23 protein-coding genes and 1 other RNA gene are annotated in these 26,026 nt (G+C 53.7%); 20 read left to right on the plus strand and 4 right to left on the minus strand.

The window, feature by feature from the left end; translation table 11 throughout:
* Nucleotides 1–6 precede the first annotated feature (6 nt).
* Nucleotides 7–633, plus strand: a complete 627-nt coding sequence (locus OES20_03225; GenBank protein MDH3633694.1) for a glutathione S-transferase N-terminal domain-containing protein — start codon at nucleotides 7–9, stop codon at nucleotides 631–633.
* 55 nt (nucleotides 634–688) lie between these two features.
* Entirely contained in the window at nucleotides 689–1,084 is a 396-nt protein-coding gene (locus OES20_03230; protein ID MDH3633695.1) for a ClpXP protease specificity-enhancing factor, read from the plus strand.
* Between the two features lie 105 nt (nucleotides 1,085–1,189).
* On the opposite strand, the gene OES20_03235 is transcribed toward OES20_03230, so the two are convergent.
* Nucleotides 1,190–1,558 carry a YraN family protein gene (locus OES20_03235; GenBank protein ID MDH3633696.1) on the minus strand — a complete coding sequence of 123 codons (369 nt, stop codon included), beginning with the start codon at nucleotides 1,556–1,558 and terminating at the stop codon, nucleotides 1,190–1,192.
* Entirely contained in the window at nucleotides 1,559–3,496 is a 1,938-nt protein-coding gene (locus OES20_03240) for a penicillin-binding protein activator (GenBank protein ID MDH3633697.1), read from the minus strand.
* A gap of 67 nt (nucleotides 3,497–3,563) precedes the next feature.
* Here OES20_03240 and rsmI point away from each other — a divergent pair, with 67 nt between their 5' ends.
* The 4 genes from rsmI (at nucleotide 3,564) to OES20_03260 (ending at nucleotide 9,496) form a co-directional block, all read left to right on the plus strand.
* Nucleotides 3,564–4,406 carry a 16S rRNA (cytidine(1402)-2'-O)-methyltransferase gene (gene rsmI, locus OES20_03245; protein MDH3633698.1) on the plus strand — a complete coding sequence of 281 codons (843 nt, stop codon included), beginning with the start codon at nucleotides 3,564–3,566 and terminating at the stop codon, nucleotides 4,404–4,406.
* 384 nt (nucleotides 4,407–4,790) lie between these two features.
* A complete protein-coding gene (locus tag OES20_03250; protein ID MDH3633699.1) occupies nucleotides 4,791–6,713 on the plus strand; it encodes a PrkA family serine protein kinase in 1,923 nt (640 codons plus the stop codon).
* 30 nt (nucleotides 6,714–6,743) lie between these two features.
* Nucleotides 6,744–8,006 (plus strand): YeaH/YhbH family protein, encoded by a 1,263-nt coding sequence (locus OES20_03255; protein MDH3633700.1) that lies wholly within the window; start codon nucleotides 6,744–6,746, stop codon nucleotides 8,004–8,006.
* Entirely contained in the window at nucleotides 8,003–9,496 is a 1,494-nt protein-coding gene (locus OES20_03260) for a SpoVR family protein (GenBank protein ID MDH3633701.1), read from the plus strand. The genes OES20_03255 and OES20_03260 overlap by 4 nt, the downstream gene beginning before the upstream one ends.
* A 6-nt stretch (nucleotides 9,497–9,502) precedes the next feature.
* Here the strand turns inward: OES20_03260 and OES20_03265 are convergent, their stop codons facing one another.
* Both OES20_03265 and OES20_03270 read right to left on the minus strand, forming a co-directional pair.
* Entirely contained in the window at nucleotides 9,503–9,754 is a 252-nt protein-coding gene (locus OES20_03265; protein MDH3633702.1) for a MoaD/ThiS family protein, read from the minus strand.
* 27 nt (nucleotides 9,755–9,781) lie between these two features.
* Nucleotides 9,782–11,602, minus strand: a complete 1,821-nt coding sequence (locus OES20_03270) for an aldehyde ferredoxin oxidoreductase family protein (protein MDH3633703.1) — start codon at nucleotides 11,600–11,602, stop codon at nucleotides 9,782–9,784.
* Nucleotides 11,603–11,711: 109 nt separating this feature from the next.
* Here OES20_03270 and OES20_03275 point away from each other — a divergent pair, with 109 nt between their 5' ends.
* The 14 genes from OES20_03275 to murB all read left to right on the plus strand — a co-directional run bounded on the left by OES20_03275 (nucleotide 11,712) and on the right by murB (nucleotide 26,024).
* Nucleotides 11,712–12,023 carry an antibiotic biosynthesis monooxygenase gene (locus tag OES20_03275; GenBank protein ID MDH3633704.1) on the plus strand — a complete coding sequence of 104 codons (312 nt, stop codon included), beginning with the start codon at nucleotides 11,712–11,714 and terminating at the stop codon, nucleotides 12,021–12,023.
* Between the two features lie 83 nt (nucleotides 12,024–12,106).
* Nucleotides 12,107–12,451: RNase P RNA component class A (gene rnpB, locus OES20_03280), an RNA gene on the plus strand.
* 290 nt (nucleotides 12,452–12,741) lie between these two features.
* Entirely contained in the window at nucleotides 12,742–13,200 is a 459-nt protein-coding gene (gene mraZ / locus OES20_03285) for a division/cell wall cluster transcriptional repressor MraZ (GenBank protein MDH3633705.1), read from the plus strand.
* Complete coding sequence (rsmH, locus tag OES20_03290) at nucleotides 13,197–14,132, plus strand: 16S rRNA (cytosine(1402)-N(4))-methyltransferase RsmH (protein ID MDH3633706.1); 936 nt, start codon at nucleotides 13,197–13,199, stop codon at nucleotides 14,130–14,132. Before mraZ ends, rsmH begins: the two co-directional genes overlap by 4 nt.
* Entirely contained in the window at nucleotides 14,132–14,395 is a 264-nt protein-coding gene (gene ftsL, locus OES20_03295; protein ID MDH3633707.1) for a cell division protein FtsL, read from the plus strand. The genes rsmH and ftsL overlap by 1 nt, the downstream gene beginning before the upstream one ends.
* Nucleotides 14,392–16,128: a penicillin-binding protein 2 gene (locus OES20_03300; GenBank protein MDH3633708.1), complete on the plus strand. Its 1,737-nt coding sequence runs from the start codon at nucleotides 14,392–14,394 to the stop codon at nucleotides 16,126–16,128. Before ftsL ends, OES20_03300 begins: the two co-directional genes overlap by 4 nt.
* Nucleotides 16,125–17,648, plus strand: coding sequence for a UDP-N-acetylmuramoyl-L-alanyl-D-glutamate--2,6-diaminopimelate ligase (locus OES20_03305; protein MDH3633709.1), 1,524 nt, complete (start codon nucleotides 16,125–16,127; stop codon nucleotides 17,646–17,648). The genes OES20_03300 and OES20_03305 overlap by 4 nt, the downstream gene beginning before the upstream one ends.
* The gene (murF, locus tag OES20_03310) at nucleotides 17,641–19,011 is read left to right on the plus strand and encodes a UDP-N-acetylmuramoyl-tripeptide--D-alanyl-D-alanine ligase (GenBank protein ID MDH3633710.1); all 1,371 of its coding nucleotides are present in this window, start codon (nucleotides 17,641–17,643) and stop codon (nucleotides 19,009–19,011) included. The genes OES20_03305 and murF overlap by 8 nt, the downstream gene beginning before the upstream one ends.
* A complete protein-coding gene (mraY, locus tag OES20_03315) occupies nucleotides 19,001–20,083 on the plus strand; it encodes a phospho-N-acetylmuramoyl-pentapeptide-transferase (GenBank protein MDH3633711.1) in 1,083 nt (360 codons plus the stop codon). Before murF ends, mraY begins: the two co-directional genes overlap by 11 nt.
* The gene (gene murD / locus OES20_03320) at nucleotides 20,083–21,423 is read left to right on the plus strand and encodes a UDP-N-acetylmuramoyl-L-alanine--D-glutamate ligase (protein MDH3633712.1); all 1,341 of its coding nucleotides are present in this window, start codon (nucleotides 20,083–20,085) and stop codon (nucleotides 21,421–21,423) included. Before mraY ends, murD begins: the two co-directional genes overlap by 1 nt.
* Nucleotides 21,417–22,619, plus strand: a complete 1,203-nt coding sequence (gene ftsW, locus OES20_03325) for a putative lipid II flippase FtsW (protein ID MDH3633713.1) — start codon at nucleotides 21,417–21,419, stop codon at nucleotides 22,617–22,619. The genes murD and ftsW overlap by 7 nt, the downstream gene beginning before the upstream one ends.
* Complete coding sequence (murG, locus tag OES20_03330) at nucleotides 22,616–23,710, plus strand: undecaprenyldiphospho-muramoylpentapeptide beta-N-acetylglucosaminyltransferase (GenBank protein ID MDH3633714.1); 1,095 nt, start codon at nucleotides 22,616–22,618, stop codon at nucleotides 23,708–23,710. The genes ftsW and murG overlap by 4 nt, the downstream gene beginning before the upstream one ends.
* Nucleotides 23,707–25,134 carry a UDP-N-acetylmuramate--L-alanine ligase gene (gene murC, locus OES20_03335; GenBank protein MDH3633715.1) on the plus strand — a complete coding sequence of 476 codons (1,428 nt, stop codon included), beginning with the start codon at nucleotides 23,707–23,709 and terminating at the stop codon, nucleotides 25,132–25,134. The genes murG and murC overlap by 4 nt, the downstream gene beginning before the upstream one ends.
* On the plus strand, nucleotides 25,131–26,024 hold the full coding sequence (gene murB, locus OES20_03340; protein ID MDH3633716.1) for a UDP-N-acetylmuramate dehydrogenase: 894 nt from the start codon (nucleotides 25,131–25,133) through the stop codon (nucleotides 26,022–26,024). Before murC ends, murB begins: the two co-directional genes overlap by 4 nt.
* The last annotated feature ends 2 nt before the right edge of the window (nucleotides 26,025–26,026 follow it).

Consider the following 26,026-nt stretch of genomic DNA (forward strand, 5'->3'; position numbering starts at 1 on the left):
ATTATTATGTCAGTAGTGGCAAATCGCCGTTCGGTGATGAGTTGCTTTTCTTCTCCGACCGATCCCGAGTGTCACCGGGCACGCATAGTGCTCGCGGAAAAAGACATTACGGTTGAAATCCATGATGTAGATACCAACCATCTACCGGAAGATCTGCTCGACTTGAATCCGTACGCAACAGTCCCAACCATGGTCGATCGAGACCTTGTTTTGTATAACGCGCGGGTATTGATCGAATATCTGGACGAACGTTTTCCGCATCCTCCGCTGATGCCGGTTGACCCGGTATCTCGAGCCAAGAGCCGACTGGCCCTGTTTCGTATCGAAAGTGACTGGTTCAGCTTGTTGGGAGATATCGAACGTGGCACCGAAAGGAGAAAAACCCAGGCAAAAAAAGCGCTAACCGAAAGCCTGATTAATTCGAACGATGTGTTTGGTGCAATGCCATATTTTCTGTCTACGGAGTTTAGCCTGCTGGACTGCAGTATTGCCCCGATACTCTGGCGATTGCCCCATTACGGAATCGAGTTGCCAAAGACTAGCAGGCAGATAACAAACTACATGAAACGCGTTTTCTCTCGACCGTCGTTCCAGGCCAGTCTGTCCGAGCAGGAACGGGATATGGTTGCCTAGGATACCGGGTATTCATGTGGGTAGATCTAAAATGTTCGAAGCGTGAAGGTGCCCGGTGACCTCGAGCAAACCTTACCTGGTACGGGCTCTGTACGAATGGATCCTGGACAACGACACCACCCCGTACATCCTGGTGAGTACCAGTAATGACCAGGTGTTAATACCACCTGGAATCTCCAATGATGGCAAGGTCGTGTTGAATCTCGCTCCGGCCGCGATACAGGATCTCGAAATGACAAATGAACATGTCTCTTTTTCGGCGCGTTTCAACGGGGTTGCCGAAAATATCTACTGCCCGATCTCATCTCTGCTGGCAATCTATGCACGTGAAAATGGTGAGGGCATGATGTTCCCGGCCGAAGAATCCGACGACGACGCTGCCCAGTCCGGCGACGCCGAAACGTCGGACCGCGCTAAATCCAAAGGCCCAACCCTCAAAGTCATCAAATAACGCCGTAAGACGTCATCGACGATCAAAGGCAACCGAGGAACCCCCTCTAGCTTCGATCGGTAACCGCGAGTTCCGGTATCTCGCGTTGGTAACCGAATCATCTGGTTATTCGGCATAGAAGGCGTTTCTGATCCAGTTAAATTCGTTAGCGCCATTGGGCTGGCGCTGAATCAGGAACGCGTCAAAGCGCAGCGCCCGATTACCTAAACGCGTGTTTGTCGCGATGTAGAGCCGGGCGGATTTGATAATTTTGCGTTGCTTGCCCTGGGGTAATGCCACAGCAGCGCCGCCAAACGCAAGTGATCTGCGAAACTTCACCTCGACGAAACAAATGACGTCACCATCATGCATGATCAAATCTATTTCGCCAAAGCGACAGCGGTAATTGGATTGTAGTAACCCAAGACCCTGTTCGATCAGGTAATCCCTGGCCAGATCTTCGTATTGCAATCCCTTGCGAAGGTTGGAGTTCATTCAATCAGGGAGAGGTAGTTCGGGAGAGAGCTCCAGGGTATCGGGAGGTTCGAGCAGCTTGGCGCGGCCTTTTTCATAGGTTGCCATCATCAGTGACCGCTTCACCCAACCCTTGTTATCGACCGAGAGGGTGCCAGTGTTATGCGGCAGTGATTCCTCGGGGTTGATCATCAGTCGACGCAGCGACGGAATCATGCGATAGGCGTCGATACCGAGCGCAAACAGGCGGCTGAAGCGTTGGCTTTCATCGGGCCACAGGCGGCTGATTTGCTTGTAGTCCGAATTATCCTGGTTATCGAGCATCCACGGAATGTCGACGAAAAAGATCTCGTCAAGATCACGATCATCATCCGGGTTGCCGCTACTCGAAGAAATATGCGAGGTCGAGTAAACCGGTAAATCCTGCGCACGATGAAATTTGAGCTGCGGCTTGATCAGTCGGGCCTGTCTCGTGTTGGCAGCGATGAAAATCATGTCGACATCCTGTCGACGGCGCTCATCGAATTTAACCTGTTCCTTGATCACCTGTTGCAAAATGCTCTTGCGCTGGCTGCTAGTGGTCAGGTTGAGCAGGCTTTTAATCGACGCCGAATAATCGTTCTGTTTCGCCGGATATATAGTACTGCCAACAACATGTCCGCCCAGTGATTCGAAGCGTTTGCTGAATGCTCGCTGGAGTCGATAACCCCATTCCGTATCGGGCACCAGTACTGCCGCATGGTGTTTGCCTTGCGCAAGCGCGTAGTCTGCAATTTGTACTGCTTCGTCTTCGGGGCGCAGCCCGAACTGGTAGAGATTGAGCCTGGTCTCGTCCTGATCATTGCCGTAATTCAAGGTCAGGGTTGGGACCTCGAGATTCTCGCGTTTTTGCAGCAGGTCTATCAAATCCTTGTTGATAGGCCCGACGATGAAATCAGCGCCATTCTGGATGGCCTGCTCATACTGCAGGTTGAACTCTGCTGGATTGTTGCTGGCATCGATAATCTCGATGTCGGCGACCTGTTCGGGATTCTGGTAATAAGCATAGAGAAAACCATTCTGGATTGCTTCTGCAACTTTTTCCAGGCGCCCGGAAAAAGGCAGCAGTAGCGCAATACGCGTGGGATTAATGTAAATCCGTCTGCTTTCTTCAAGCAGGTTAATCGCGTATCTCGGTGCTGCGGGGTGATCACCGTAGAGTTGGTACCACTGATCGATCCAGGGTTCCATCTTTTCCGGGAGCATATTCGAGCGACGTGCGATCAGATTCAGTTCCAGCCATCCGCGCAGCTCGTCGGTTTGGGGCTCGGCGAGCGTGCGAATCATTGCTGGTTCGGAGATACGTTTTAGTGCATCCCAGACGAAATCATGATTTTCTTCTATTTCCTGCGAGCTGTTCAAATAATTGTCGATTTGCATTCGCAATATGGCACTTTCCAGTGGTTTTCCGATCGCGAGTACTCCGCGCGAGCGAATCCGGAGTGCGAGCGCCTTGTAGCGGAAGTCACTAAGATCCTCGATCTCTGGCAGCGCCAGTAAACTCTGGTAAACCTTACCTTCTCCGAGATACCCGCCCGCCTGGATCGTCGCCTGGTAGTTCAGGTCCTGTGGCAAGATGTCCTGATCGCGCAGACCTTCGAAATAAGGATCAATTTCATCGTAAAACCCCCCCTCGAAATACATGAGCGCAACCTTGAGCAGGTAAGTCGAGCGTTCCGGCTGAATGCTGGACTGCGCCAGTTTGTCATACAGCACCGCGGCCTCGAGCCATTGTTTATCAACCTCGTACTGGAAGGCCCGAATCAGGTCTTCTTCGGTTGGCGTTAAAATCGAGTCGGCCGATTCGAAGTAAAGTGAGCTTGGGTCGGTGCCATCCGTGGCCGTTCGCAGCCCTGTTTGACAGGCAGCGAGCCACAGGCTTAACGCCAGTAGAAGCAGGATTGAACGAGATGGTCTCATTAGTGAATCGAGTAGAAACGGAGGTCAGGCGATTTTCGTAACAGGCGGATAGTGTACACTCTTTTGCATGACCGGCGTACTCTATATTGTCGCAACCCCGATCGGAAATCTGGATGATATTAGTTCGCGCGCGATCGCAACGCTTAACGCGGTGGATGTGATTGCTGCCGAGGATACCCGCCACAGCAGGCACCTGCTGAACCATCACGGAATTAAGACCCGCATGATTTCATGCCACGAGCACAATGAAAAATCGCGCAGCGGGGAGCTGCTTAAAAAGCTGCTGGCCGGGAGCGATGTTGCATTGATATCGGATGCGGGAACGCCCCTTATTTCGGATCCGGGGTATCGACTGGTGCGTGCAGCGCGGCAGGCGGGTATCCGGGTTTCACCCATTCCGGGCGCCAACAGTGCGATAGCGGCCCTGAGCGCTGCCGGCCTGCCGACTGAAAACTTTTATTTTTGCGGCTTTTTATCCTCGCGTACCAAACAACGGGGTGTTCAACTGGAGGCATTACGAGATTTACGCGTCACCCTGGTCCTGTTTGAGTCGAGCCATCGTATCAGGGGCCTGTTGCGGCAACTGGACCAGCTATTTCCGGAAAAACCGTGTGTCATAGCCAAGGAAATCACCAAGGTTCACGAACAATTCATGCACGGCAAGGCCGGCGAGCTGCTGGCACGGCTAAACGATGACAGCGCTTTAAACAAGGGCGAATTCGTCGTGCTGATCGATAATTCGGACGATGCTGCAACTCGCCAGCTGAACACGGACGATATTGAATTGTTAAAGGTTCTGCTCGAGGAAGTTTCTGTTAAAATTGCGGTAAAAATTGCCACTCGATTGACGGGAAAGAAAAAGAATGAACTTTATCCACAGGCGCTTAAGTTGCAGGATTTCTCGGGCTAAAATAAAGCGAAAGGGTAGTTACCATTCTCTAAGCAGTTGATTTTCATAGCATATAGATGATTGATTAGTGGTAGCAGGCCTTTTGTTAGACTATTAGCCATATTTTGTGCGCCAACTTGGTCAAGTTCTTGCATATCGATAAAAAGTTGGCTTCAATTATCGCGCTGATGTCGCAACTTTGGCGATGACCCGTTAGTGAATTAGTTTATGTCTAAATAAATTAATTTTGCGAACGAAATTCACAGGTCTTCGTCTAAAACTTTACTATGCTTAGTAAAGCATAGCCAAATGACGATCCAGTGTAATTTCATCAGGCGGCGCCTGGTCAATAAAAGCGATGTGCGGGGTGCCGGTCCTGATCCGAACTTGGAACAGGTAGCCCAAATGAGTATTTTCGAAAGTTATCGGCAACGATTTGATCAACACCTGCAGGAAGAATACACGCTGCAGGAATACCTCGAACTGTGTAAAAAAGACCCCCTGGTTTACGCAACTGCAGCGGAACGCATGCTTGCCGCAATCGGTGAACCCGAGCTGGTGGATACTTCGCAGGATACGCGGCTAAGCCGCATCTTTTCCAACAAACTGATCGCACGCTACCCGGCATTTTCAGAATTCTACGGTATGGAGGAGGCAATCGAGCAAATCGTTTCCTACTTCAAGCACGCCGCGCAGGGACTGGAGGAAAAGAAACAGATTCTTTACCTGCTGGGCCCGGTGGGCGGCGGCAAGTCATCGCTTGCTGATCGCCTCAAGATTCTGATGGAGAAACTGCCGATCTACGCGATCAAGGATTCTCCCGTATTCGAATCTCCGCTGGGATTGTTTGATGTCAATGAAGATTCCGAAATCCTGGAACAGGATTTCGGAATCTCGAAACGCTACCTCAATAAAATCATGTCACCCTGGGCGGTCAAGCGCCTCAATGAATTCGGCGGTGATATTACCCAGTTCAAAGTGGTCAGGGTTCAGCCTTCCATCCTGAACCAGATCTCCATCGCCAAGACCGAGCCAGGTGACGAGAACAACCAGGATATTTCGGCGCTGGTCGGCAAAGTCGATATCCGCATGCTCGAGCATTACGCGCAAAATGACGCCGATGCCTACAGTTACTCGGGGGCGCTGTGTCGCGCCAATCAGGGTTTGATGGAATTTGTCGAAATGTTCAAGGCCCCGATCAAGGTACTGCATCCATTGCTGACCGCAACCCAGGAAGGTAACTACAACGGCACCGAGGGACTTTCCGCGTTGCCGTTTGAAGGTACCATCCTGGCGCACTCTAATGAATCCGAGTGGCAGGCGTTTCGGAACAACAAGAATAACGAAGCCTTTCTCGACCGGGTTTATATCGTCAAAGTGCCTTATTGCCTGCGCGTGTCCGAAGAAATTCATATTTACGACAAGCTGTTGCACAACAGTTCGCTGGCAGAATCCCCGTGCGCGCCGAGTACCCTCGAAATGCTCGCGCAATTCAGTGTTTTGTCGCGCCTGGTCGTGCCCGAAAATTCGAGTATTTACTCGAAGATGCGCGTCTATGACGGTGAAAGTCTCAAGGATACCGATCCAAAGGCGAAGTCTTACCAGGAATACCGTGACTATGCCGGTGTCGACGAGGGTATGAGGGGTCTTTCCACGCGTTTTGCATTCAAGATCCTGTCGCGGGTCTTTAATTTCGACCAGACCGAGGTAGCCGCGAACCCGGTTCATCTGCTTTACGTGCTCGAACAACAGATCGAGCGTGAGCAGTTCCCACAGGATCTGCATGACCGCTATCTTGAGCACATAAAGGCCTTTCTGGTACCCAACTACGTCGAGTTTATCGGCAAGGAAATCCAGACCTCTTATCTCGAATCCTACTCGGAGTATGGACAGAATATTTTCGACCGCTACGTCACCTATGCTGATTTCTGGATCCAGGACCAGGAATACCGGGATCCGGAAACGGGCGAAAATTTTGGACGGGCATCCCTCAACGAGGAGCTGGAGAAAATTGAAAAGCCCGCGGGCATTTCCAATCCCAAGGATTTCCGCAACGAGGTGGTCAATTTCGTATTACGTGCCCGCGCCCAGAACGACGGTAATAACCCGGAATGGGTGAGTTACGAAAAACTGCGTACCGTCATCGAAAAGAAAATGTTCTCCAATACCGAAGAACTGTTACCGGTCATTTCATTCAGTGCAAAAGCTTCCGAGGAAGACGAAAAGAAGCATGCTAATTTTGTTTCGCGCATGGTCGAGAAGGGCTATACCGAGAAACAGGTACGCCTGTTGTGCGAATGGTACCTGCGGGTACGGAAGTCCTCTTAAATAGGAGGAGACAGTCCTGAGCAGACCGAAATGGCGCAACTCATCGACAGAAGGCCGAATGCTAAGAACAAGAGCACGGTAAATCGGCAGCGATTTTTAAGGCGGTACAAAACGCAGATTAAAAAAGCGATCTCGGAGCAGATTTCCGAGCGTTCGATCACCAACATCGACAGTGGCGAAAGCGTGTCGATCCCCACCCGTGATATCTCGGAACCCACTTTTCGCAATGACAAGGGTGGCGTGCGTGAGGGCGTTTACCCGGGCAACAAGGAATTTGCACCGGGTGATAAGATCAAGCGCCCGCTCAACCAGGGACAGGGAAAGGGTCGACGTGCGAGTGATAGCGGTGAAGGCGAGGACGAGTTTGTTTTTGAAATCTCGAAGGATGAGTATCTCGACATGCTGTTTGACGATCTCGAGTTGCCCAACCTGAAAAAGAACCAGTTGCGTAAGATGACCAAGAGCAAGACCGTGCGCGCTGGTTTCACCAACGACGGTGTGCCGACGAACATCAATATTGTGCGTTCGCTGCGCTCGGCGTTGTCGAGGCGCGTCGCCATGGGCGCCGAACCCAGGCGACAGCTGCACGAACTCGAAGACGAACTTCAGGCCCTGGAACAGGAAGTCGGTGGTGACGAGATTAAACGCCTTGCGCTGCAGGAGGAAATCGAGGCGTTACGCAGCCGTATCCAAAAGATTCCCTTTATCGATACCTTTGACCTGCGTTTCAATAATTTCGTGCAGCGTCCGGAACCGACTGCGCAGGCGGTCATGTTCTGCCTGATGGACGTGTCGGGGTCCATGGACCAGGAAACCAAGGATATCGCCAAGCGCTTCTACATCCTGCTTTACCTGTTCCTGACGCGCAGCTATCGCGACGTCGACGTGGTGTATATACGTCATCACACCCAGGCCAAGGAAGTCGACGAAGAAGAATTTTTCTATTCACGCGAAACCGGGGGCACGATCGTATCGAGCGCGTTAGAACTGACCCGTGATATTATCACGCAGCGTTACCCGCCGACCGACTGGAATATTTATGCTGCCCAGGCGTCTGACGGCGATAACTGGAATGATGATTCTCCGGTTTGCGAACAGATCCTGGCGAAACAACTGTTACCCCAGTTACGCTATTACGCTTATGTTGAAATAACCCGGCGCGACCACCAGGGATTGTGGGACCACTATACCCACCTGTTGGAAAGCCACGATAATTTTGCCATGCAGCATATTCGTGAATACGAAGATATCTACCCGGTATTCCGCGAGTTTTTCAGGAAACATACGCAATGAGCGAACCGATTTCGACAGGCGCCGAGTGGACCTTCGAATTAATCGAGGAATATCACGCCGAGATAGCCGCAATCGCTGAAGAATTCAAACTCGATACCTACCCCAACCAGATCGAGTTGATTACCGCCGAGCAGATGCTTGATGCCTACGCCAGCATCGGCATGCCTATCGGTTACAGCCACTGGTCGTTTGGTAAGCATTTTATTCGCAACGAACAACAGTATCGGCGCGGCCACATGGGGCTGGCTTACGAGATCGTGATTAATTCGAATCCCTGCATTGCCTATTTAATGGAAGAAAATACCATGATGATGCAGGCACTGGTGATTGCACACGCCTGTTTCGGACATAATTCGTTTTTCAAGGGTAACTACCTGTTCCGGGCATGGACCGATGCCGAGGCAATTATTGACTACCTGGTTTTTGCAAAGCGCTATATCAACGAATGCGAAGAGCGTTACGGAATAGAAGAGGTGGAAAATCTGCTCGATTCCTGCCACGCGCTGCAAAATCATGGCGTGGACCGTTACAAGCGTCCCTATCCGATATCGATGCGTGAAGAAAAGGAGCGGCTGAAAGAACGTGAGGCCTACCTGCAGTCACAGGTCAACGACCTGTGGCTAAAAACCGTACCGCAAAAAGAGGCCGCGGAAGAGGATGTCACCCATCCGAATTTCCCGGCGGAACCGCAGGAAAATATCCTTTATTTCATCGAAAAGAATGCCCCGCTGCTCGAGCCCTGGCAGCGCGAGGTGGTGCGTATCGTGCGCAAGATCGGCCAGTATTTTTATCCGCAGCGGCAAACCCAGGTCATGAACGAGGGCTGGGCCTGCTTCTGGCATTATCATTTAATGAACGCGCTATACGACCGGGGCAAGGTTACCGAGGGATTTATACTCGAATTCCTGCAAAGTCATACCAACGTTGTCGCCCAGCCGGAATTCGATAGCCCCTATTTCAGCGGCATCAACCCCTATGCGCTGGGTTACGCAATGATGACCGATATCAAGCGAATCTGTGTCGATCCGGACGAGGAGGACAAAAAGTGGTTTGCCGACATCGCCGGGTCTAACTGGCAGGAAACGCTTGATTTCGCCATGCGTAATTTCAAGGATGAAAGCTTTATCTCGCAATTCCTGTCACCACGACTGATCCGTGAATTCAAGCTGTTCTCGATACTTGATGACGAGGAACGCAGCGAGCTCGAAGTGATCTCGATTCACAACGATGCCGGGTACCAGCATATACGCCAGGCACTGTCTGATCAGTACAACCTGAGTATGAATGAGCCTAATATCCAGGTTTTCAATGTTGATACCCGGGGTGATCGCATGCTTACCCTGCGGCATGTCCCGCACAATAACGTGCCGTTGGCGGAAAACAGTGCCGAGGTGTTGAAGCATTTGCGACGTTTGTGGGGATTTGACGTCAGGCTTGAAACACTCGACGCCGATGGCAATATCAATACTACCGAGGAATGCGCTGCCTGATGCGGGTTATCCGCCCTTGATCGGGGGTAGCAATACTATTTCGTCTTTTTCCTGAATTATGATTTTTGCATAATTCTCACGCGATATTTTTTCATCGTTTAGTATGACAATGTAAGGCTTGTTCTCGGGTATCGGAATTTGCTGCAACAGGGTCTCGAGGCTGGCGCCATCTTCGGTATGGATATCGCACTTGTTGAAGGAACTGCCGGCGGGTAGGAAGTGCCGCAGCCCGCCAAACAGGGTTACCGAGATATCCATCTATGATCCAGGTACTACTCGCCGAATTCAATTCAGGCCGAGACGTTGCAGTGTTTCTTTGGTAGGAACGCCCTCGCTATCCCAGCCGCATAACTCGTAGTACTCGGGCAGCATTTCGTCCAGCCGACAGACCAGGCCCTTGGCGGTGCCGACATCGGCCGGTTCTTCCAGGATGCGCCTTGGCAGGGTGTCGTCTTTCTTGCCCAATCCGGCCTTGAGGTTGAACAGTTTTTCCAGCACCCAGATCCGTTCACCGGTTTCACGCATGCGTTCATCACTGCTCCAGTCGCTCTCGCAGGCGGCATCGACCAGCGTGCGATAGTCTTCCAGTCCCCAGCCACAACCGCCGGGAAACAGGCACAGTCCGCTTGAATCGAGAAAAGCGACATCTCGCTGGGAATCGCGCACGATCTCGGCCTTACCTTCGATTTCGGTAGTTTCGAAATCATGCCCGTAGGGATCGGCGCGCAGATGACAGGCGCCCCGGTTACTGGTTGCGTAGGCGAGACCCATGCCCTGCATCGCACGTCCGTCGTAAGCCGCAAATTCCTGCCCCTTGACCGTCATCGACAGATCTGGTTGTCCATATTTTTCGCACAGGCGTTTTGAACCCAATGCAATATCAGCGCCAAAGCCTTCACCCTTGCCGACCAGCTCTGCTATCTGGCACAGTGCCTCGGCTGAACCGAACTCAAGCTTAATGCCGCCGGTGGTTTTCTCATCGATGGCGCCAATATCAAACAGCTCCATCGCGGCGGCAATCGAACCGCCGAGTGAAATGGGATCCATGCCATACTCGTTGCAGATGAAGCCGGCGAAGGTCGCCGCGTCAATATCGTCAATACCGCAGGCCGCACCCAGCGCGTATGCGGTTTCATACTCGAGACCGCCCGAGGCGCCGTGGTACTCGGGTCTGTCCTTGACCGAAAAATGGGTAGGATCAATTTTACAAATGCGCCCACAACCGATAGTGCAACCGAAGCAAGCGCCGTTGGTAACGATATTGGTATGACCGTTTTCATTCGGCGTGTGCATTGCTTCGGGATTGAGCTTGTTGGCACCTTCGAAGCGTACGCTGCGGTTGTTTCGGGTCGGTAAACTACCGAAACCGTTGGTGACGTCCATCATCGCCAGCGTGCCGTCGCGCGCCATTTCGTCGCGGTCAGTCATACGCGCGTTAACTTCATTGACAATCCGATAGAAAGCCTTGGGGTCCTTGTTGCGTACACCCCTGGTGCCGCGTACCGCAATCGTCTTGATTTTCTTCGAACCCATTACCGCGCCAACACCGGAGCGGCCGGCAGCGCGATGCTTGTCGTTGACCACGCAGGCATAGCGGCACAGTGTTTCTCCCGCCTGACCGATCCCGGCAAAGCGCATCAACGGATCCTGGTATTTCTGCGCCAGTATGTCCTCGGTTTCCCAGACGGTTTTGCCCCAGATTTCGCTTGCGTCGCAGATTTCAACTTTTTCATCTTCGATATGCAGGTAAACCGGTTTTTCCGATTCGCCCTCGATAATGAGCAAATCGTAACCCGCCATTTTTAATTCACCACCGAACTTGCCGCCGGAATTGGAACAGGCGATGGCCCCGGTTAGCGGCCCTTTGGTAATGACGGTATAGCGGCCACCGGTTGAAGCCATGGTGCCGGTCAGTGGACCGGTGGCAAAGATAATCTTGTTTTCTGCCGACAAGGCATCCGCGGCCGGGTCCATTTCCTCGTACAGGTATTTGCTGCCAAGTCCGCGAGAGCCAAGAAATGCTTCGGCCCATTCCATGTTAAGCGGTTCGATATCGCAGCTACCCTTGCTCAGGTTGACGCGAAGAATCTGTTGTTGCCAGGCCATCAGGTTTCCTCCGGTAAGATATTGTTTTCTGATTGCGATTGTATATCCTGCAGATCTGATTTAACACAGGTAAGCGGCCGTAAGGAGGTCGAAAACGAGGTGATAATCAATGATCAGGGTAATCATCGAGCGCGAAATCGCGGAAGGTATCGAGCAATACTACGAATCTGCCATTGCAGACCTGCTCGGCGTGATGGCAAATGCGCCAGGTTATGTGTCGGGCGAGTCGTCGGTCGATATTCGTCGACCCAACCACTATGTGGTGATTACGCGCTGGACCGATGAGGCTGCCTGGCATCGCTGGTTTCAATCCAGTGAACGCCAGGAGTTACTGGATGCGATCAGACCCTTCCTGATGACGGAGGAAAAATTTACACTGCTGAAGCAGCTGATCTTGCACCGGGATGAGTCGGCTGGTTGATGGGTTCGCGAAGATACACTCATTGCGTTATTTCACAGCGAAATAAGTATACTGTCCCTCCTGTTTTTGATTATTATTACGCTCTAGTCAGCTGGATAATCGCTGGTTCCAAATGTGAACTGGAGGAAAGTCCGGGCTCCGCAGGGCAGGGTGCCAGATAACGTCTGGGGGGCGCAAGCCCACGGCCAGTGCAACAGAAAGTATACCGCCGGCTTAGGCCTGGTAAGGGTGAAATGGTGCGGTAAGAGCGCACCGCACTTCTGGTAACAGAAGTGGCAGGGTAAACCCCACCCGGAGCAAGACCAAATAGGAAAACAATGACGCGGCCCGTGTCGTTTTCGGGTTGGTCGCTTGAGGCTGGGGGGTGACCTCCAGTCCAGATGAATGATTATCCTCGACAGAACCCGGCTTATAGGCTGACTATCAATTTAACGGGGGGGCGCAGGGCATTGCGCCCCCTTGTTTTTAATCCGTGAAATTGTGCAAAATCGCACATAATCTGACCCAACTTAATGTATCACTTTAACTATTAGGTATAAGTATCGGTTTTGGCTGGCGTATTGACTTGCGTACTTTAACTCAACAAGCTAAGTTACTGACGCCATTGAGAAAAAACCCGTATTACAGCCCTTAATTTACTTGACTTGTGGCAAAAATCAGCCATATTGTGTCACTAAGTGGGCAATAGTGGCACAAAGTGTCACATAACGGGTTAAGCGTGCACAAATTTCGAGGGGTTTCCAATTTATCTTTGGATGCGAAGGGAAGAATTGTTCTTCCCGCGCGCTACCGTGAGCGGCTGCTTGAGATCTGTCAGAGTCAACTGATCGTCACGATCGATACCGACCAACCCTGCCTGCTGATATACCCGCTCCCTGAATGGGAACTGATCGAGGAAAAAATCGAAGCCTTACCCAGCTTTAATCCGACAACCCGTCGAATCCAGCGCTTGCTGATCGGTCATGCCACCGAGGTTGAGGTTGATGCCAATGGTCGCATGTTGCTGTCCAATCCGCTGCGGGAGTATGCACAGCTCGGCAAGAAGGTGGTACTGATCGGGCAAGGTAAAAAGTTTGAGCTCTGGGACGAAGTTCTCTGGGCCGAGCGCATGGACGACTGGCTGGGTGATGGTACTGGCGATGACATGCCGGCGGCGCTTGCGGATCTAACGCTGTGAGTCAGGAGCATGCACCGGTGCTGCACGCCGAAGTCCTGGCGGCACTCGAAATCAAGCCGGATGGCCGCTACGTCGATGGTACCTATGGCCGGGGTGGTCACGCGCATTCGATTCTGTCGGAACTTGGCGATCAGGGGCGTCTGATCGTAATGGATCGCGATCCGCAAGCAATTGCCGATGCGCAGGAGACGATGGGCTCGGACCGCCGGGTTACGATTATCCACGACGACTACGCCAACATGTATGCGCAAATTGCCGATCTCGATCTGCTAGAGCAGATCGATGGAATTCTGCTCGACCTCGGTGTTTCTTCGCCGCAACTCGATGACGCGGCACGCGGTTTCAGTTTTCAGCTAAACGGGCCACTGGACATGCGGATGAATCCCGGGCAGGGTGAGTCGGCAGCCGAGTGGCTTGCGCATGCCGATGAAGCGGAGATCGCCAGGGTGCTCTGGGAATATGGTGAAGAACGCCATTCGCGACGCATTGCCAAAAAGATCGTCGAGCGGCGCCAGTCAGGCAAAATAGAAGATACCGCGACCCTCGCCGCCTTAATCAGTGAGATAGTACCGCGCCCGAAAAACAATAAACATCCGGCAACCCGCAGTTTCCAGGCCGTAAGAATTCATATCAACCAGGAACTCGACCAGATCCAGCACCTGCTAGAAACGGTACTGGATATTCTGAAAATCGGCGGGCGCCTGCTGATTATCAGCTTTCACTCACTCGAAGACCGCCTCGTAAAACGTTTTTTCAAGGCGCAGAGTTCGCGTGCAAAAATCCCTCGCGGACTGCCGCTACGCGATAGTGAAATCCCCTCCAATATTCGTCTCAGGTTGGTGAACAAGGCTATCAGGGCAGGAGCCAGGGAGCTGGCGTCAAATCCTCGTGCTCGTAGCGCAGTACTTCGTATTGCAGAGCGGGCTGCCTGATGACCGGTAAATTCTGGATCTCACTGCTGCTAACCCTGGTTCTCGGCAGTGCGCTGACCGTGATTTACGTGAAGCACGAGAGCCGGGTTCTGTTCGCTGAATTACGCACCATCCAGAAGCAGCAGGATCAGCAGGTCATTGAATGGGGACGGTTACAGCTGCAAAACACCACCCTGGCGACGCACAGTAACGTTGAATCAAGGGCCCGCAAGGACCTGAAAATGCGTTTACCCGAGAGTGTTGAACTGGTGCCTGTGCAATGAAGCGAAGCAAAAAAACCGCAGGGCAAGAGGACCAGATAGCCTTTCTTGGCACGCGTCATTACTTCGTATTGCTGGTATTGATTTCTTTGCTTGCCGGCCTGATGGCTCGTGCTCTTTACCTGCAGGTTGTCGAGCAGGATTTTCTGACCAGCCAGGGCGGGCAGCGACAAATACGCACCATCGAAACGCCGGCCTATCGAGGTGCAATTCTGGATCGTTTCGGTACGCCGCTTGCGATCAGTACACCGGTCGACTCGGTCTGGGTCAATCCGTCTGAAATTCTGGGAGACCTCGCCGCACTCAAACAGGTAACCCGCAAGTTGAAACTCGATTACCGCACGACGGTCGCCATGCTGAAGCAACGCGCCGACCGGGAGTTTGTTTACCTAAAGCGTCAGCTTGAGCCGGAATTTGCGCGCGACATCGCGGCAGGCTTTGAAGGTGTATACCTGCAGCGCGAGTATCATCGATACTATCCTGCCGGAGAGGTGGTATCACACCTGGTTGGATTTACCGATATTGACGACCAGGGCCAGGAGGGCCTCGAACTGGCCTACCAGGACTGGTTACGTGCCGAACCGGGTGAGCGGCGCGTCATTCGCAGCCGTCGTGGCGAGGTCATCGAGGAACTGGAGCAGCTGAAGCCGGCTGAATCCGGCAACGATATCTACACCAGCATCGATATGCGTTTACAGTACATCGCTTACCGCAGCCTTGCCCGGGCCATTAAGTTCCATGCGGCCAAAGCCGGTTCAGCGGTTCTGCTGGATGCCCGCAGTGGCGAAATCCTGGCGATCGTAAATCAGCCATCCTATAACCCGAACCAGCGCAGTAAAACCACGACCGAACGACTGCGTAACCGGGCCCTTACCGACGTATTTGAACCTGGTTCCGCGATCAAACCTTTCACCCTGGCGGCCGCAATTGATCGTGGCCGTTACCACCGTGGCAGCAGTATAGACACGTCACCCGGCTACATGATGGTGAGTGGTCACCCGGTTAAGGACATCCGTAACTATGGCATACTTGACCTCTCCGGAATTTTACGCAAATCGAGTAACGTCGGTGCATCTCGCATCGCCATGTCGTTACCCAAAAAGGAGCTGTGGGAGAGTTTCAGGGCTTACGGCTTCGGCGAGTTATCTGGTGTTTCCTTCCCAGGCGAATCGGCTGGATACTTCCGTCATCATAGTCAGTGGCAGCCACTGGACCACGCTACCATGGGATTCGGTTACGGCATGTCGCTGTCGATTACCCAGCTCGCGCGCGCCTATGCCGTAATTGCCAACCAGGGCCGCCTGGTGGATCTCACGCTGTTGCGAAAAGAACTGGTTCGAAATCCGAACAATGAAATCTCGCGTCATGTCATGAAATCCTCGACCGCGCGACAGATGATCAGGATGCTAGCTGAAGTTGTCGGCCCCAAAGGGACTGCGCCACAGGCAGCGGTTGATGGCTACAAGATTGCAGGCAAGACCGGGACCGCAAAGAAAAGCATTGCCGGGGGTTACCAGGAAGACGATTACGTGGCCGTATTTGCCGGTCTCGCGCCGGCCAGTAATCCACGCCTGGTAATGGCAGTCATGATTGACGAACCTACCCAGAACGGATACTACGGTGGACTGGTTGCCGCACCGGTGTTCCAGGAAGTGATGTCTAACGCATTGCGGATTCTCGATGTTCCACCCGATGATCTGCCGACCCTGGCGCAAGGTAAGGGAAAGGGGGCATGATGGCGAACACCAATATTCCCGGAATGGCTTTGTCGCAACTGCTATCCGGTTTCGCGGTGGAGGAGTCCGTGCCGTCGATACGGATCAGCGATATCGCCAGTAACAGTGTGAACGTCACGGCAAATTCGGCATTCATTGCGTTGCCCGGGATCAAGTCAAATGGCATCGATTATGCTATCGATGCCGTCAAGGCAGGGGCAGTGGCAGTAATTTATGATGCCGCAGATGAATATAGCCTGCAGCGCATTCCGCTGTTGCGCAAACAGGTAGAGACCTGCTGGATCGGCGTCGATGACCTGGAACGTGCCAATGGCCATATCGTCAGTCGTTTCTTCGGTGACCCGGGGCAAGCCATGACAATCGTCGGCGTCACGGGAACTGACGGAAAATCCAGCGTCGTCCATCTCGTTACCCAGGCTTTGACGCGGATAGGAAAATCCTGCGCCAGTATCGGAACTCTCGGATATGGGATTGGCAACAAGTTGACACCGGATTCGTTAACAACACCAGATGCCGTCAGCTTGCAGGCACGTTTACACCAGTTCCGCCAGCAACGTTGTGAGTACGTGGTCATGGAAGTATCGTCACACGCGCTCGAACAGTATCGCGTCAACGGTTGTGACTTTGATATCGCGGTGCTGACCAATCTGGGGCGCGACCACCTCGATTATCACGGTGACCTGGATAGTTACGCAGCCGCCAAGGCGCGACTGTTTCATGATTTTGAACTTTCCGGGCGAGTGGTAAATATTGATGACAGCTTCGGACAGGCGTTAAGCCGGTCGGTTGAGAAAGATTCGCTGCTGCGCTATTCGGTAGAGACTGAAGCAGGGCGCGAGGCCGAGGTTAAATTGATCTCCAGTGAATTGACCGCTAGTGGAATAAATATCAGGGCTTCGACCCCGTTGGGAGAAGTGACCGCTGTTACCGCACTACTGGGTCATTTCAATATCGAGAATACGTTAGCCTGTATCGCTACCCTGGTTGCATTAGGTCTCGATCACAAGCAGCTCGAACTTGCAGTCAAGGATTTAAAACCGATTCCTGGTCGCATGGAAAAATTCATTGGCCAGCCCGGTAGCGCGTCGGCAGTAGTCGATTTTGCCCATACCGAGCAGGCCCTGCGCGCCTGTCTTGCAGCCTGTCGACAGCATACCAGCGGATTATTGTGGTGTGTATTTGGTTGCGGCGGGGATCGTGACCAGGGAAAACGCAGCGGCATGGGACGCGCCGTGGAAGAGTTGGCGGATCGCATGATTATCACCGACGATAATCCGCGCAATGAATCACCCCAGAAAATCGTCAGCGAAATCATTGCCGGCATGAAACGGCCCGGTCAGGCCTGTATTGTCCATAATCGTCAGGCAGCCATCGAATATGCGATATCACAGGCGGCCCCCGAAGACCTGGTCGTTATTGCGGGCAAGGGTCACGAGCAGGAGCAAATTGTCGGAAACGAGCGCCGCCCCTTTTGTGATCGTCACGTGGTTAGCCGAATTCTGCAGGTGGATCATGATTAGCATGTCGATGATGTCACTGGCCGAGGTTCTCGGGTCTAGTACCGACCAGCTGCCGGAGCTGTCCTTTTCGGGGGTCACAATCGATAGCCGAAAATCCTGCGAGGGCAAGTTGTTCGTTGCCATAAAGGGCGTCAATTTTGACGGTCATAGCTTCGTTGATCAGGCTTACCAGAACGGCGCTGTCATCGCCCTCGTTGAACAGCGTCAGCCCTGCCATATACCCCAGATCGAGGTTGCCGATTGCAAGCAGGCTATGGGCCGGTTGGCCAATCACTGGCGCCGTCACTGTGACCCCTGCGTCATCGCCCTCACCGGCAGTAACGGTAAAACAACGGTCAAGGAAATGCTTAAACAGATATTGTCGAGACAGGCCGCGACCCTTGCGACCATTGGCAATTTCAATAACGACATCGGCGTACCACTGACATTATTCGAACTCGATCAAGATCATGATTTCGCCATTATCGAAATGGGTGCCAATCATCGTGGCGAGATCGCCGGCCTCGCCAGGATTGCAGAGCCCGATATCGTCTACGTCAACAATGTTGCCGCCGCACACCTGGCGGGCTTCGGTGACGTTCAGGGTGTAGTTGAAGCCAAAGGCGAGCTCTATGCTTACTGCACCCCGCAGCACAAGGCGTTGTTCAATGCCGACGAAGTCGCCAGTCAATACTGGCAAAGTATTTGTGCGGCGCAAAACCGGATTAGCTGTGGGCTGCAAAATGAAGCTGACGTGACCGCGACCTGGTCAGTCTCGGGTGAAAACCTGAAGGTTGATTTTTCTTACCAGGGTAGGTCACGGGATTGTGAACTGAATGTGATCGGCGAGCATAACGTCCGCAACGCGCTAGCCGCGGTATCGCTTGCGATCCTGAGCGGTAATGATTTAACCGTGGCCGTTGACAACCTGGCGGGATTCTCCGGGGTAAAAGGGCGATTGCAGATACTGGCCGGTCCGTCCCGCAGTCGCCTGATTGACGATAGCTACAACGCGAATCCGGACTCTCTTGAAGCGGGTATCAAGGTACTTTGCTCATTGCAGGGTTCAGCCTGGCTGGCGCTGGGCGATATGGCCGAACTGGGTGCGGAAGCGGTCGACCTGCACCGCGAGGCCGCGCAGACCGCACGTCGTAACGGAGTAGAAAAATTTTTTGGTATTGGCGAAATGAGTTGTATCGCCAGCGAGGAATTCGGCGATGGCGGCTACTGCAGCGAGCGCATCGAAGACATGGCAGTGGTCATATCGTCGCAAATCCATGAAGGCGTGAATCTCCTGATCAAGGGGTCGCGTGCCGCCGGCATGGAGCGACTAGTCGCCCTGTTAACACGAACCGTGAACGCAGGGGGTGCCAATGCTGTATAGCCTGTCGGAGTTTCTCACCCAGTTCCATAGCGGTTTTAACGTATTCCAGTATCTGACGATGCGCACCATCCTGGGTGTGCTCACGGCACTCGTGATTTCGCTGATCGTCGGACCGTTTATGATTACCTATTTGAGCAGTTCCAAGATAGGGCAGAGCGTGCGCGATGATGGCCCCGAAAGCCATTTTGTCAAGGCAGGCACACCGACCATGGGTGGTGCGTTAATCCTCGTTGCTATTGTCACCAGCACCATACTGTGGAGCGATTTATCTTCACGTTTCGTCTGGATCGTCCTGTTTGTAACCGTCGGCTTTGGTGCAATCGGCTGGATTGATGATTACAAAAAGATCGTTTATGGCAACGCCAAGGGGCTGTCCGTCCGGGTCAAGCTAATCTGGCAATCGCTGATTGGACTGGGTGCAGCGCTGGCTTTGTTTCACACCGCCCAATTTCCAATTGAAACCCAGCTTATTGTCCCGTTTATCAAGGACATCCTGCTTGATCTCGGCTGGCTGTACGTGGTGCTGGCTTATTTCGTCATCGTCGGTAGCAGCAACGCGGTCAACCTGACCGATGGACTCGATGGCCTCGCGATTCTGCCTACCGTGCTGGTCGGCGGCGCCCTTGGAGTTTTTGCTTACCTGACGGGTAACTTTAACTTTTCAAATTACCTGGGCATTCCCTACGTCCCAGGCGTAGGGGAAATGGTCGTTTTCTGCGGCGCCCTGGTCGGCGCAGGTCTTGGCTTCCTGTGGTTTAACACGTATCCAGCCCAGGTCTTCATGGGTGATGTCGGCGCACTCGCGCTGGGTGCCGCACTCGGTACCCTGGCGGTGATTGTGCGCCAGGAACTGGTGCTGTTTATCATGGGTGGTATTTTTGTGGTCGAAACGGTGTCGGTAATGCTGCAGGTCGCATCGTTCAAGCTGACCGGACGCCGCATATTTCGTATGGCGCCTCTACATCATCATTACGAGCTCAAAGGTTGGCCGGAGCCGCGCATTATTGTGCGCTTTTGGATTATTACCGTGGTGCTGGTGTTGATCGGTCTTGCGAGTTTAAAGATTCGGTAATGTTAAACGTGAGCCAACAAAAAACAGCGCTAGCAGACGTTAACTACCTCGTGGTTGGGCTCGGCGTGACCGGGTACTCGGTGGCGCGTTATTTACTCGGGCACGGCTATCGCTGCAAGCTCCAGGATACACGTGAGCTGACGCCCCAGCTGGTTAAGCTGAACGCCGAGTTTGACACGGTTGATTTCAATGCTGGTCCGCTCGACAAGGGCTTGATCGAATGGGCCGAAGTACTGGTGGTCAGTCCCGGGTTGTCGATCCAGCAAGAGGCCATCCTGCAGGCCATCGATCTTGGCAAGACTGTAGTTGGCGATATCGAATTGTTCGCGCGGCTGGTGGACAAGCCCGTTATCGCGATTACCGGCTCCAACGGCAAGAGCACGGTTACCACCCTGGTCGGTAAAATGATCGGGCTTGACAATAAAACGGTTGCGGTGGGTGGCAACATCGGCACTGCGGCACTGGATTTGTTGGAACAGAATCCGGATTTCTATGTACTGGAGTTGTCAAGCTATCAACTCGAGACCACGACGTCGCTGCAACCGCGGGTTGCGGCCCTGCTTAATCTCTGTGAAGACCACCTCGATCGTTATCCAGGGTACGCTGAATACATCCAGACCAAGTTGCGTATCTATAATAACGCTGGTTTGTGTGTCAGCAATCTTGACGACGAGGTGACGCGTCATGATGCCGGAGATATTACATTCAGTCTGAATCCCGACTCGGACGCTGAGTTCCGGGTGCTCGAGCGTGACGGATTGTGGTTGGCTCACCGCGATGAACCCTGGATACAGGTTAATGATATCAAGTTGACCGGTCGTCACAACTGGGCCAACTGCCTGGCCTCGATGGCAATCGCGCACAGCGTCGGCATCTCCAGGGCAGCCATTGTTGCTGCTATGGAAACGTTTGCTGGTATTCCGCATCGTGGTCAATGGATCGCCGAAATCGATGGCGTTGAATGGATTAATGATTCCAAGGCGACCAATGTTGGTGCTGCACAGGCCTCGATCGAGGGGCGTGAACGTCCGGTCATATTGATAGCCGGAGGGCAGTCGAAGGGTGCTGACATGACTGTCATGTCAGAGACGATCAGGCAGAAGGTTAAACTGGCATTACTGTTGGGAGAGGATGCCGACCGCCTGCAGCAGGCCTGGCAGGATATTACCCGGATCGAACGGGTACGAGATATGCAGGAAGCCGTGCAGCGCGCTCACGAGTTTGCCAGCAGCGGCGATTGTGTGTTGCTGGCGCCTGCCTGCGCAAGTTTTGATATGTACCCGAAATTCGAGGCACGCGGCGACGATTTCATGCAGCGTGTGCAGGAGCTGGCATGTTGACTAGCCAGGCCATCAGAACCGACAACACGGCCGTACGTCCGGGTTTTGAGCTGGCGCCGGAATATGACCGCGTTACGCTATTGCTCTACGTAACGCTGATCTGTATCGGGCTGGTGATGGTGACTTCGGCATCGATTGGCATTGCAGATCAACAAAACCACGATCCTTTCTATTTCGCCAAACGCCAGGTCCTGCGGATTTTATTGAGCCTCGCATTGATGTGGTTTGCCTGCAAAATCCCCCTTAAATTCTGGAAGAATAATGGCATGTTGTTGATGCTGGGCTCCGTCATTCTACTCGCCTGTGTATTGATTCCCGGGGTTGGACATACTGTGAACGGCAGCACGCGTTGGCTTGATTTCGGCCTGTTCACGTTCCAGGTCTCGGAGATCGCCAAACTGTTTCTGATCATCTACCTCAGCGGTTACCTGATTCGGCGCAGCGAAGAAGTACAAACCAATACCATGGGATTTGTCAAACCGATGATGATCCTCTCGGTTGCCAGTGGTTTGCTGGTGCTCGAGCCTGATTTTGGTGCTGCCGCGGTACTCCTGATGACCGGGCTCGGATTGATGTTTCTGGGCGGTGTGAGATTCGGGCAATTCGTCCTGTTTATCATTGGCACGCTCTGTATTATGGGCCTGCTGGCAGTTTCGTCGCCCTATCGACTCGCGCGTATTACCTCATTTGTCGATCCCTGGGCAGACCCGTTCAACAGTGGTTTTCAATTGACGCAATCTTTAATTGCGATCGGCAGCGGCGGATGGTTTGGTGCCGGTCTTGGCGGCAGTATCCAAAAGCTGTTTTATCTGCCGGAGGCGCATACCGATTTCATGTTTGCGATATTTGCCGAAGAGTTCGGCTTTGTCGGGCAAGTATTTTTGATTAGCCTGTTTGGCCTGCTCGCCTGGCGGTGCTTTACCATTGCAAAAATGGCCCTGCTGAAGCAGCAGGCCTTCGGTGCCTACCTGGCATACGGTGTGGGATTACTGATCACGTTGCAGGCCGTAATCAATATCGGCGTTAATGTGGGCGCCTTGCCGACCAAGGGTTTGACCTTACCTTTTATCAGCTACGGCGGTAACTCCATTCTCACTATGTCTTTTGCGGTGGGGCTGGTGTTGCGGGTATATTTCGAATACCAGGTCAGTGATTTCGGCAAGAAATCACGCCGGCGAGCGGCGGTGCGCGCATGACCCCGGGTTTGCAGAAACCAATTGTGGTCATGGCGGGCGGCACCGGGGGTCATGTTTTCCCGGCGCTCGCCGTAGCCGAACACTTGCGCCAGCGCGGTGAAAGTATCGTGTGGCTGGGAACCCGTTCGGGTATCGAGGCCCGGGTCGTGCCCGCGGCCGATTTTGCAATCGAGTGGTTGAACGTGCAGGGGCTGCGCGGCAAGGGTTTGATGACATTCATTCTGGCGCCGTTCCGGCTGCTGCGCGCTTGCTGGCAGTCGTTACGACTGTTGCGCAGAATCCGGCCCAAGGCAGTGCTGGGTATGGGTGGATTTGTTTCCGGCCCCGGTGGTTTGATGGCCTGGTTACTCAATATCCCGTTATTTCTGCACGAGCAGAACTCGATTATCGGCCTCACCAATCGTATTTTGAGTCGTCTTGCAACACGTAACTACGCGGCCTTTCCGAACATTGCCAGTTCGGTTCCGCGCTGTGAATGGATCGGTAACCCGGTGCGCGCTAGCCTGGTGGGGCTGGGGGAACCGGATGCACGCCTGCAGTCGAGAATCGATCAACCGATGCAGTTGCTGGTCGTTGGCGGCAGTCTCGGGGCAGCCACATTAAATCGGATTCTGCCACAGGCGATCGCCTGCCTTGACCGCGACCAGCGTCCCAGGATCAGGCATCAATGTGGCGACAAGCACCTGGAGGTCTGCCAGCAAAACTACCGGGAAGCTGGTGTTGATGCGGAGGTCGTCAGTTTTATCGATGACATGCCGCAGGCTTATTGCTGGGCCGACCTGATCGTCTGCCGGGCCGGCGCGCTGACGATAGCGGAACTCACTGCGGTTGGGCTGGCCGCATTACTGGTGCCTTTCCCCTACGCGGTTGATAATCACCAGTACCACAACGCGCTTTACCTGGAACAGAACGGCGCCGCCCAGATCCTGCCGGAAGCCGAGCTCGGCGCCGAGAACCTGGCGCTGAAGTTGAAATTTTTCCAGCAGAACCGCTTGGCACTGGTGGAGATGGCAGTTAATGCACGCGCCCAGTTCAAGCCCGAGGCTGCCGAGCGACTGGCCTCGGGGCTGTTAGCGGGAGCGAAGCCATGACTGTCAGCTCAAAGCACTTCATGCGGCGCATTCGCAATATCCATTTCGTTGGCATCGGTGGCGCCGGGATGAGCGGTATCGCCGAAGTATTCCACAACCTGAACTACCATATCAGCGGCTCGGATATAGCCGAAAACGCGATGGTCAGGCACTTGCGTGACCTCGGTATCGATATCACCATCGGGCACAGTCGAGAAAACGTCGCTGATGCCCACGTGGTCGTGGTCTCGACCGCAATCGACGACGATAATCCGGAAATCGAGGCGGCGCGGGAAATGCGCGTCCCGATCGTCAGACGCGCAGAGATGCTGGCCGAGTTGATGCGCTTTCGGCGGGGAATTGCGGTAGCGGGCACCCACGGCAAAACCACTACCACCAGCCTCGTCGCGAGTGTGCTCGCGAGTGGCGATATTGACCCGACTTACGTGATTGGTGGCAAGTTGATCAGTTCCGGGAGTCATGCCCGGCTCGGTCTCAGCGACTACCTGGTCGCCGAAGCGGATGAGAGCGATGCTTCATTTCTCTACCTGCAGCCAATGATGGCAGTTGTCACCAATATCGACAATGACCATCTTTCCGCCTACGAAGGTGACTTCGAGCGGCTCAAACAGGCATTTATCGAGTTTCTGCACCACCTACCATTTTACGGGCTCGCGGTGCTGTGCCTTGATGATGACGTGGTGCGAGAAATAATGGGTGAAGTGGCACGTCCGGTACTGACCTATGGTGAATCGGAAGACGCCGATGTGCGGATTACCGATATCGTCGCCAGGGGCGCCAGAACCTGCTTCAAGCTCAGGCTTCCCGACCAGACGAAAGCGCTCGATATCGAGCTTAATCTGACAGGCAAACATAATGTGCTCAATGCCACCGCGGCGATCAGCATTGCGTGGGAGCTGGGTGTTTCATCGGCCGCGATTGTTCAGGCTCTGGCTGTATTTTCCGGCATTGGTCGACGCTGCCAGATCAGTGAAAACCTGCAGGTTGCGGGCGGCAATATCATGCACATAGATGATTACGGGCATCATCCCAATGAAATCGCGGCCACCCTGGGCGGCATCCGCGAAGCCTGGCCAGACAAAAGGCTGGCAGTGCTGTTTCAACCGCATCGCTACACGCGTACGCGTGACCTGTTCGAGGACTTTAGCCAGGTATTGGCCGACGTCGATCAATTAATTTTACTCGAGGTATATCCCGCGGGTGAGGCCTATATCAAGGATGCCGACGGACGTGCGCTGGCACGCTCGATTCGGGCGCGCGGCAAGGTTGACCCGGTTTTTGTGGAAGATCTGGATGATCTCGACGAAGTAGTCGATAAGGTTTTGGAGGACGGCGATATATTCCTGACACTGGGCGCCGGGAGCATCGGCGCCTGGGCGGCCGAGTTCCTGGCGCAGCATCGATCAGCAGGGCAGGAGCAATGAACGTGGCCAGTGATCGTTCTATCAACGGAAGCCTGATGTTTGACGAACCCATGTCTAGACATACCAGTTGGCGCCTGGGCGGACCCGCTGATCAATATTACATTCCGGCCGATCTGACCGATCTGCAGTATTTCCTCGCGCAACTGGAGCCGGAGATCGAAATTCTTTGGGTTGGTCTCGGCAGTAACCTGCTGGTGCGTGATGGTGGTTTTCGCGGCGTGGTCATCGCGCCGCTTAATTCACTGCGAGAAATTCACCTGGATCCAGATGGGCTGCTCTACGTCGAGAGTGGAATCAGCTGCGCCAAGATGGCCAAGTTTTGTCAGAAGCAGGGACTTGATGGCGCTGATTTCTTTGCCGGAATTCCGGGCACGGTCGGCGGTGCCTTAGCGATGAACGCGGGTGCTTTCGGTGGTGAAACCTGGGCCGCGGTGGAGCAGGTGATCATGATCGATCGGGCGGGAAGCCTGATCGAGCGAAGTCCTGCCGATTTCGAGATCGACTATCGTCACGTGGGCTTGCCGCGTCAGGAATGGTTCGCTGCGGCACGGTTCCGCCTGCCGGCGCGCGCTGCGGGTGAATCGTCAAACATCCGTGAGCTGTTAAAGCAGCGTAACGCCACGCAACCGATCGGCCAGCCATCATGCGGATCGGTTTTCAAGAATCCCCCGGGAAAGTATGCCGCGCAGCTAATCGAGGCGGCGGGTCTCAAAGGTCACTGTCTGGGTACGGCCTGCGTGTCGGACAAGCATGCCAATTTTATCATCAGTGCCAGTAACACTACCGCCAGCGATGTAGAGGCCTTGATCGCCCATATCCGCGAAACGATTGCCGTGCAGTTTAACGTCGACCTCGAGACCGAGGTTCGCATCGTAGGAGATACGCTGTGAAC

Source organism: Gammaproteobacteria bacterium, from assembly GCA_029862005.1.
In the GTDB taxonomy this organism is placed as follows: Bacteria; Pseudomonadota; Gammaproteobacteria.

Bases quoted from the DNA above. Each gene is read 5' to 3' on its own strand.
- OES20_03225 (MDH3633694.1), top strand. From the start codon at position 7: ATGTCAGTAGTGGCAAATCGCCGTTCGGTGATGAGTTGCTTTTCTTCT.
- OES20_03235 (MDH3633696.1), bottom strand. From the start codon at position 1,558: ATGAACTCCAACCTTCGCAAGGGATTGCAATACGAAGATCTGGCCAGG.
- OES20_03240 (MDH3633697.1), bottom strand. From the start codon at position 3,496: ATGAGACCATCTCGTTCAATCCTGCTTCTACTGGCGTTAAGCCTGTGG.
- rsmI (MDH3633698.1), top strand. From the start codon at position 3,564: ATGACCGGCGTACTCTATATTGTCGCAACCCCGATCGGAAATCTGGAT.
- OES20_03250 (MDH3633699.1), top strand. From the start codon at position 4,791: ATGAGTATTTTCGAAAGTTATCGGCAACGATTTGATCAACACCTGCAG.
- OES20_03255 (MDH3633700.1), top strand. From the start codon at position 6,744: ATGGCGCAACTCATCGACAGAAGGCCGAATGCTAAGAACAAGAGCACG.
- OES20_03260 (MDH3633701.1), top strand. From the start codon at position 8,003: ATGAGCGAACCGATTTCGACAGGCGCCGAGTGGACCTTCGAATTAATC.
- OES20_03265 (MDH3633702.1), bottom strand. From the start codon at position 9,754: ATGGATATCTCGGTAACCCTGTTTGGCGGGCTGCGGCACTTCCTACCC.
- OES20_03270 (MDH3633703.1), bottom strand. From the start codon at position 11,602: ATGGCCTGGCAACAACAGATTCTTCGCGTCAACCTGAGCAAGGGTAGC.
- OES20_03275 (MDH3633704.1), top strand. From the start codon at position 11,712: ATGATCAGGGTAATCATCGAGCGCGAAATCGCGGAAGGTATCGAGCAA.
- ftsL (MDH3633707.1), top strand. From the start codon at position 14,132: ATGACCGGTAAATTCTGGATCTCACTGCTGCTAACCCTGGTTCTCGGC.
- OES20_03300 (MDH3633708.1), top strand. From the start codon at position 14,392: ATGAAGCGAAGCAAAAAAACCGCAGGGCAAGAGGACCAGATAGCCTTT.
- OES20_03305 (MDH3633709.1), top strand. From the start codon at position 16,125: ATGATGGCGAACACCAATATTCCCGGAATGGCTTTGTCGCAACTGCTA.
- murF (MDH3633710.1), top strand. From the start codon at position 17,641: ATGATTAGCATGTCGATGATGTCACTGGCCGAGGTTCTCGGGTCTAGT.
- mraY (MDH3633711.1), top strand. From the start codon at position 19,001: ATGCTGTATAGCCTGTCGGAGTTTCTCACCCAGTTCCATAGCGGTTTT.
- murD (MDH3633712.1), top strand. From the start codon at position 20,083: ATGTTAAACGTGAGCCAACAAAAAACAGCGCTAGCAGACGTTAACTAC.
- ftsW (MDH3633713.1), top strand. From the start codon at position 21,417: ATGTTGACTAGCCAGGCCATCAGAACCGACAACACGGCCGTACGTCCG.
- murG (MDH3633714.1), top strand. From the start codon at position 22,616: ATGACCCCGGGTTTGCAGAAACCAATTGTGGTCATGGCGGGCGGCACC.
- murC (MDH3633715.1), top strand. From the start codon at position 23,707: ATGACTGTCAGCTCAAAGCACTTCATGCGGCGCATTCGCAATATCCAT.
- murB (MDH3633716.1), top strand. From the start codon at position 25,131: ATGAACGTGGCCAGTGATCGTTCTATCAACGGAAGCCTGATGTTTGAC.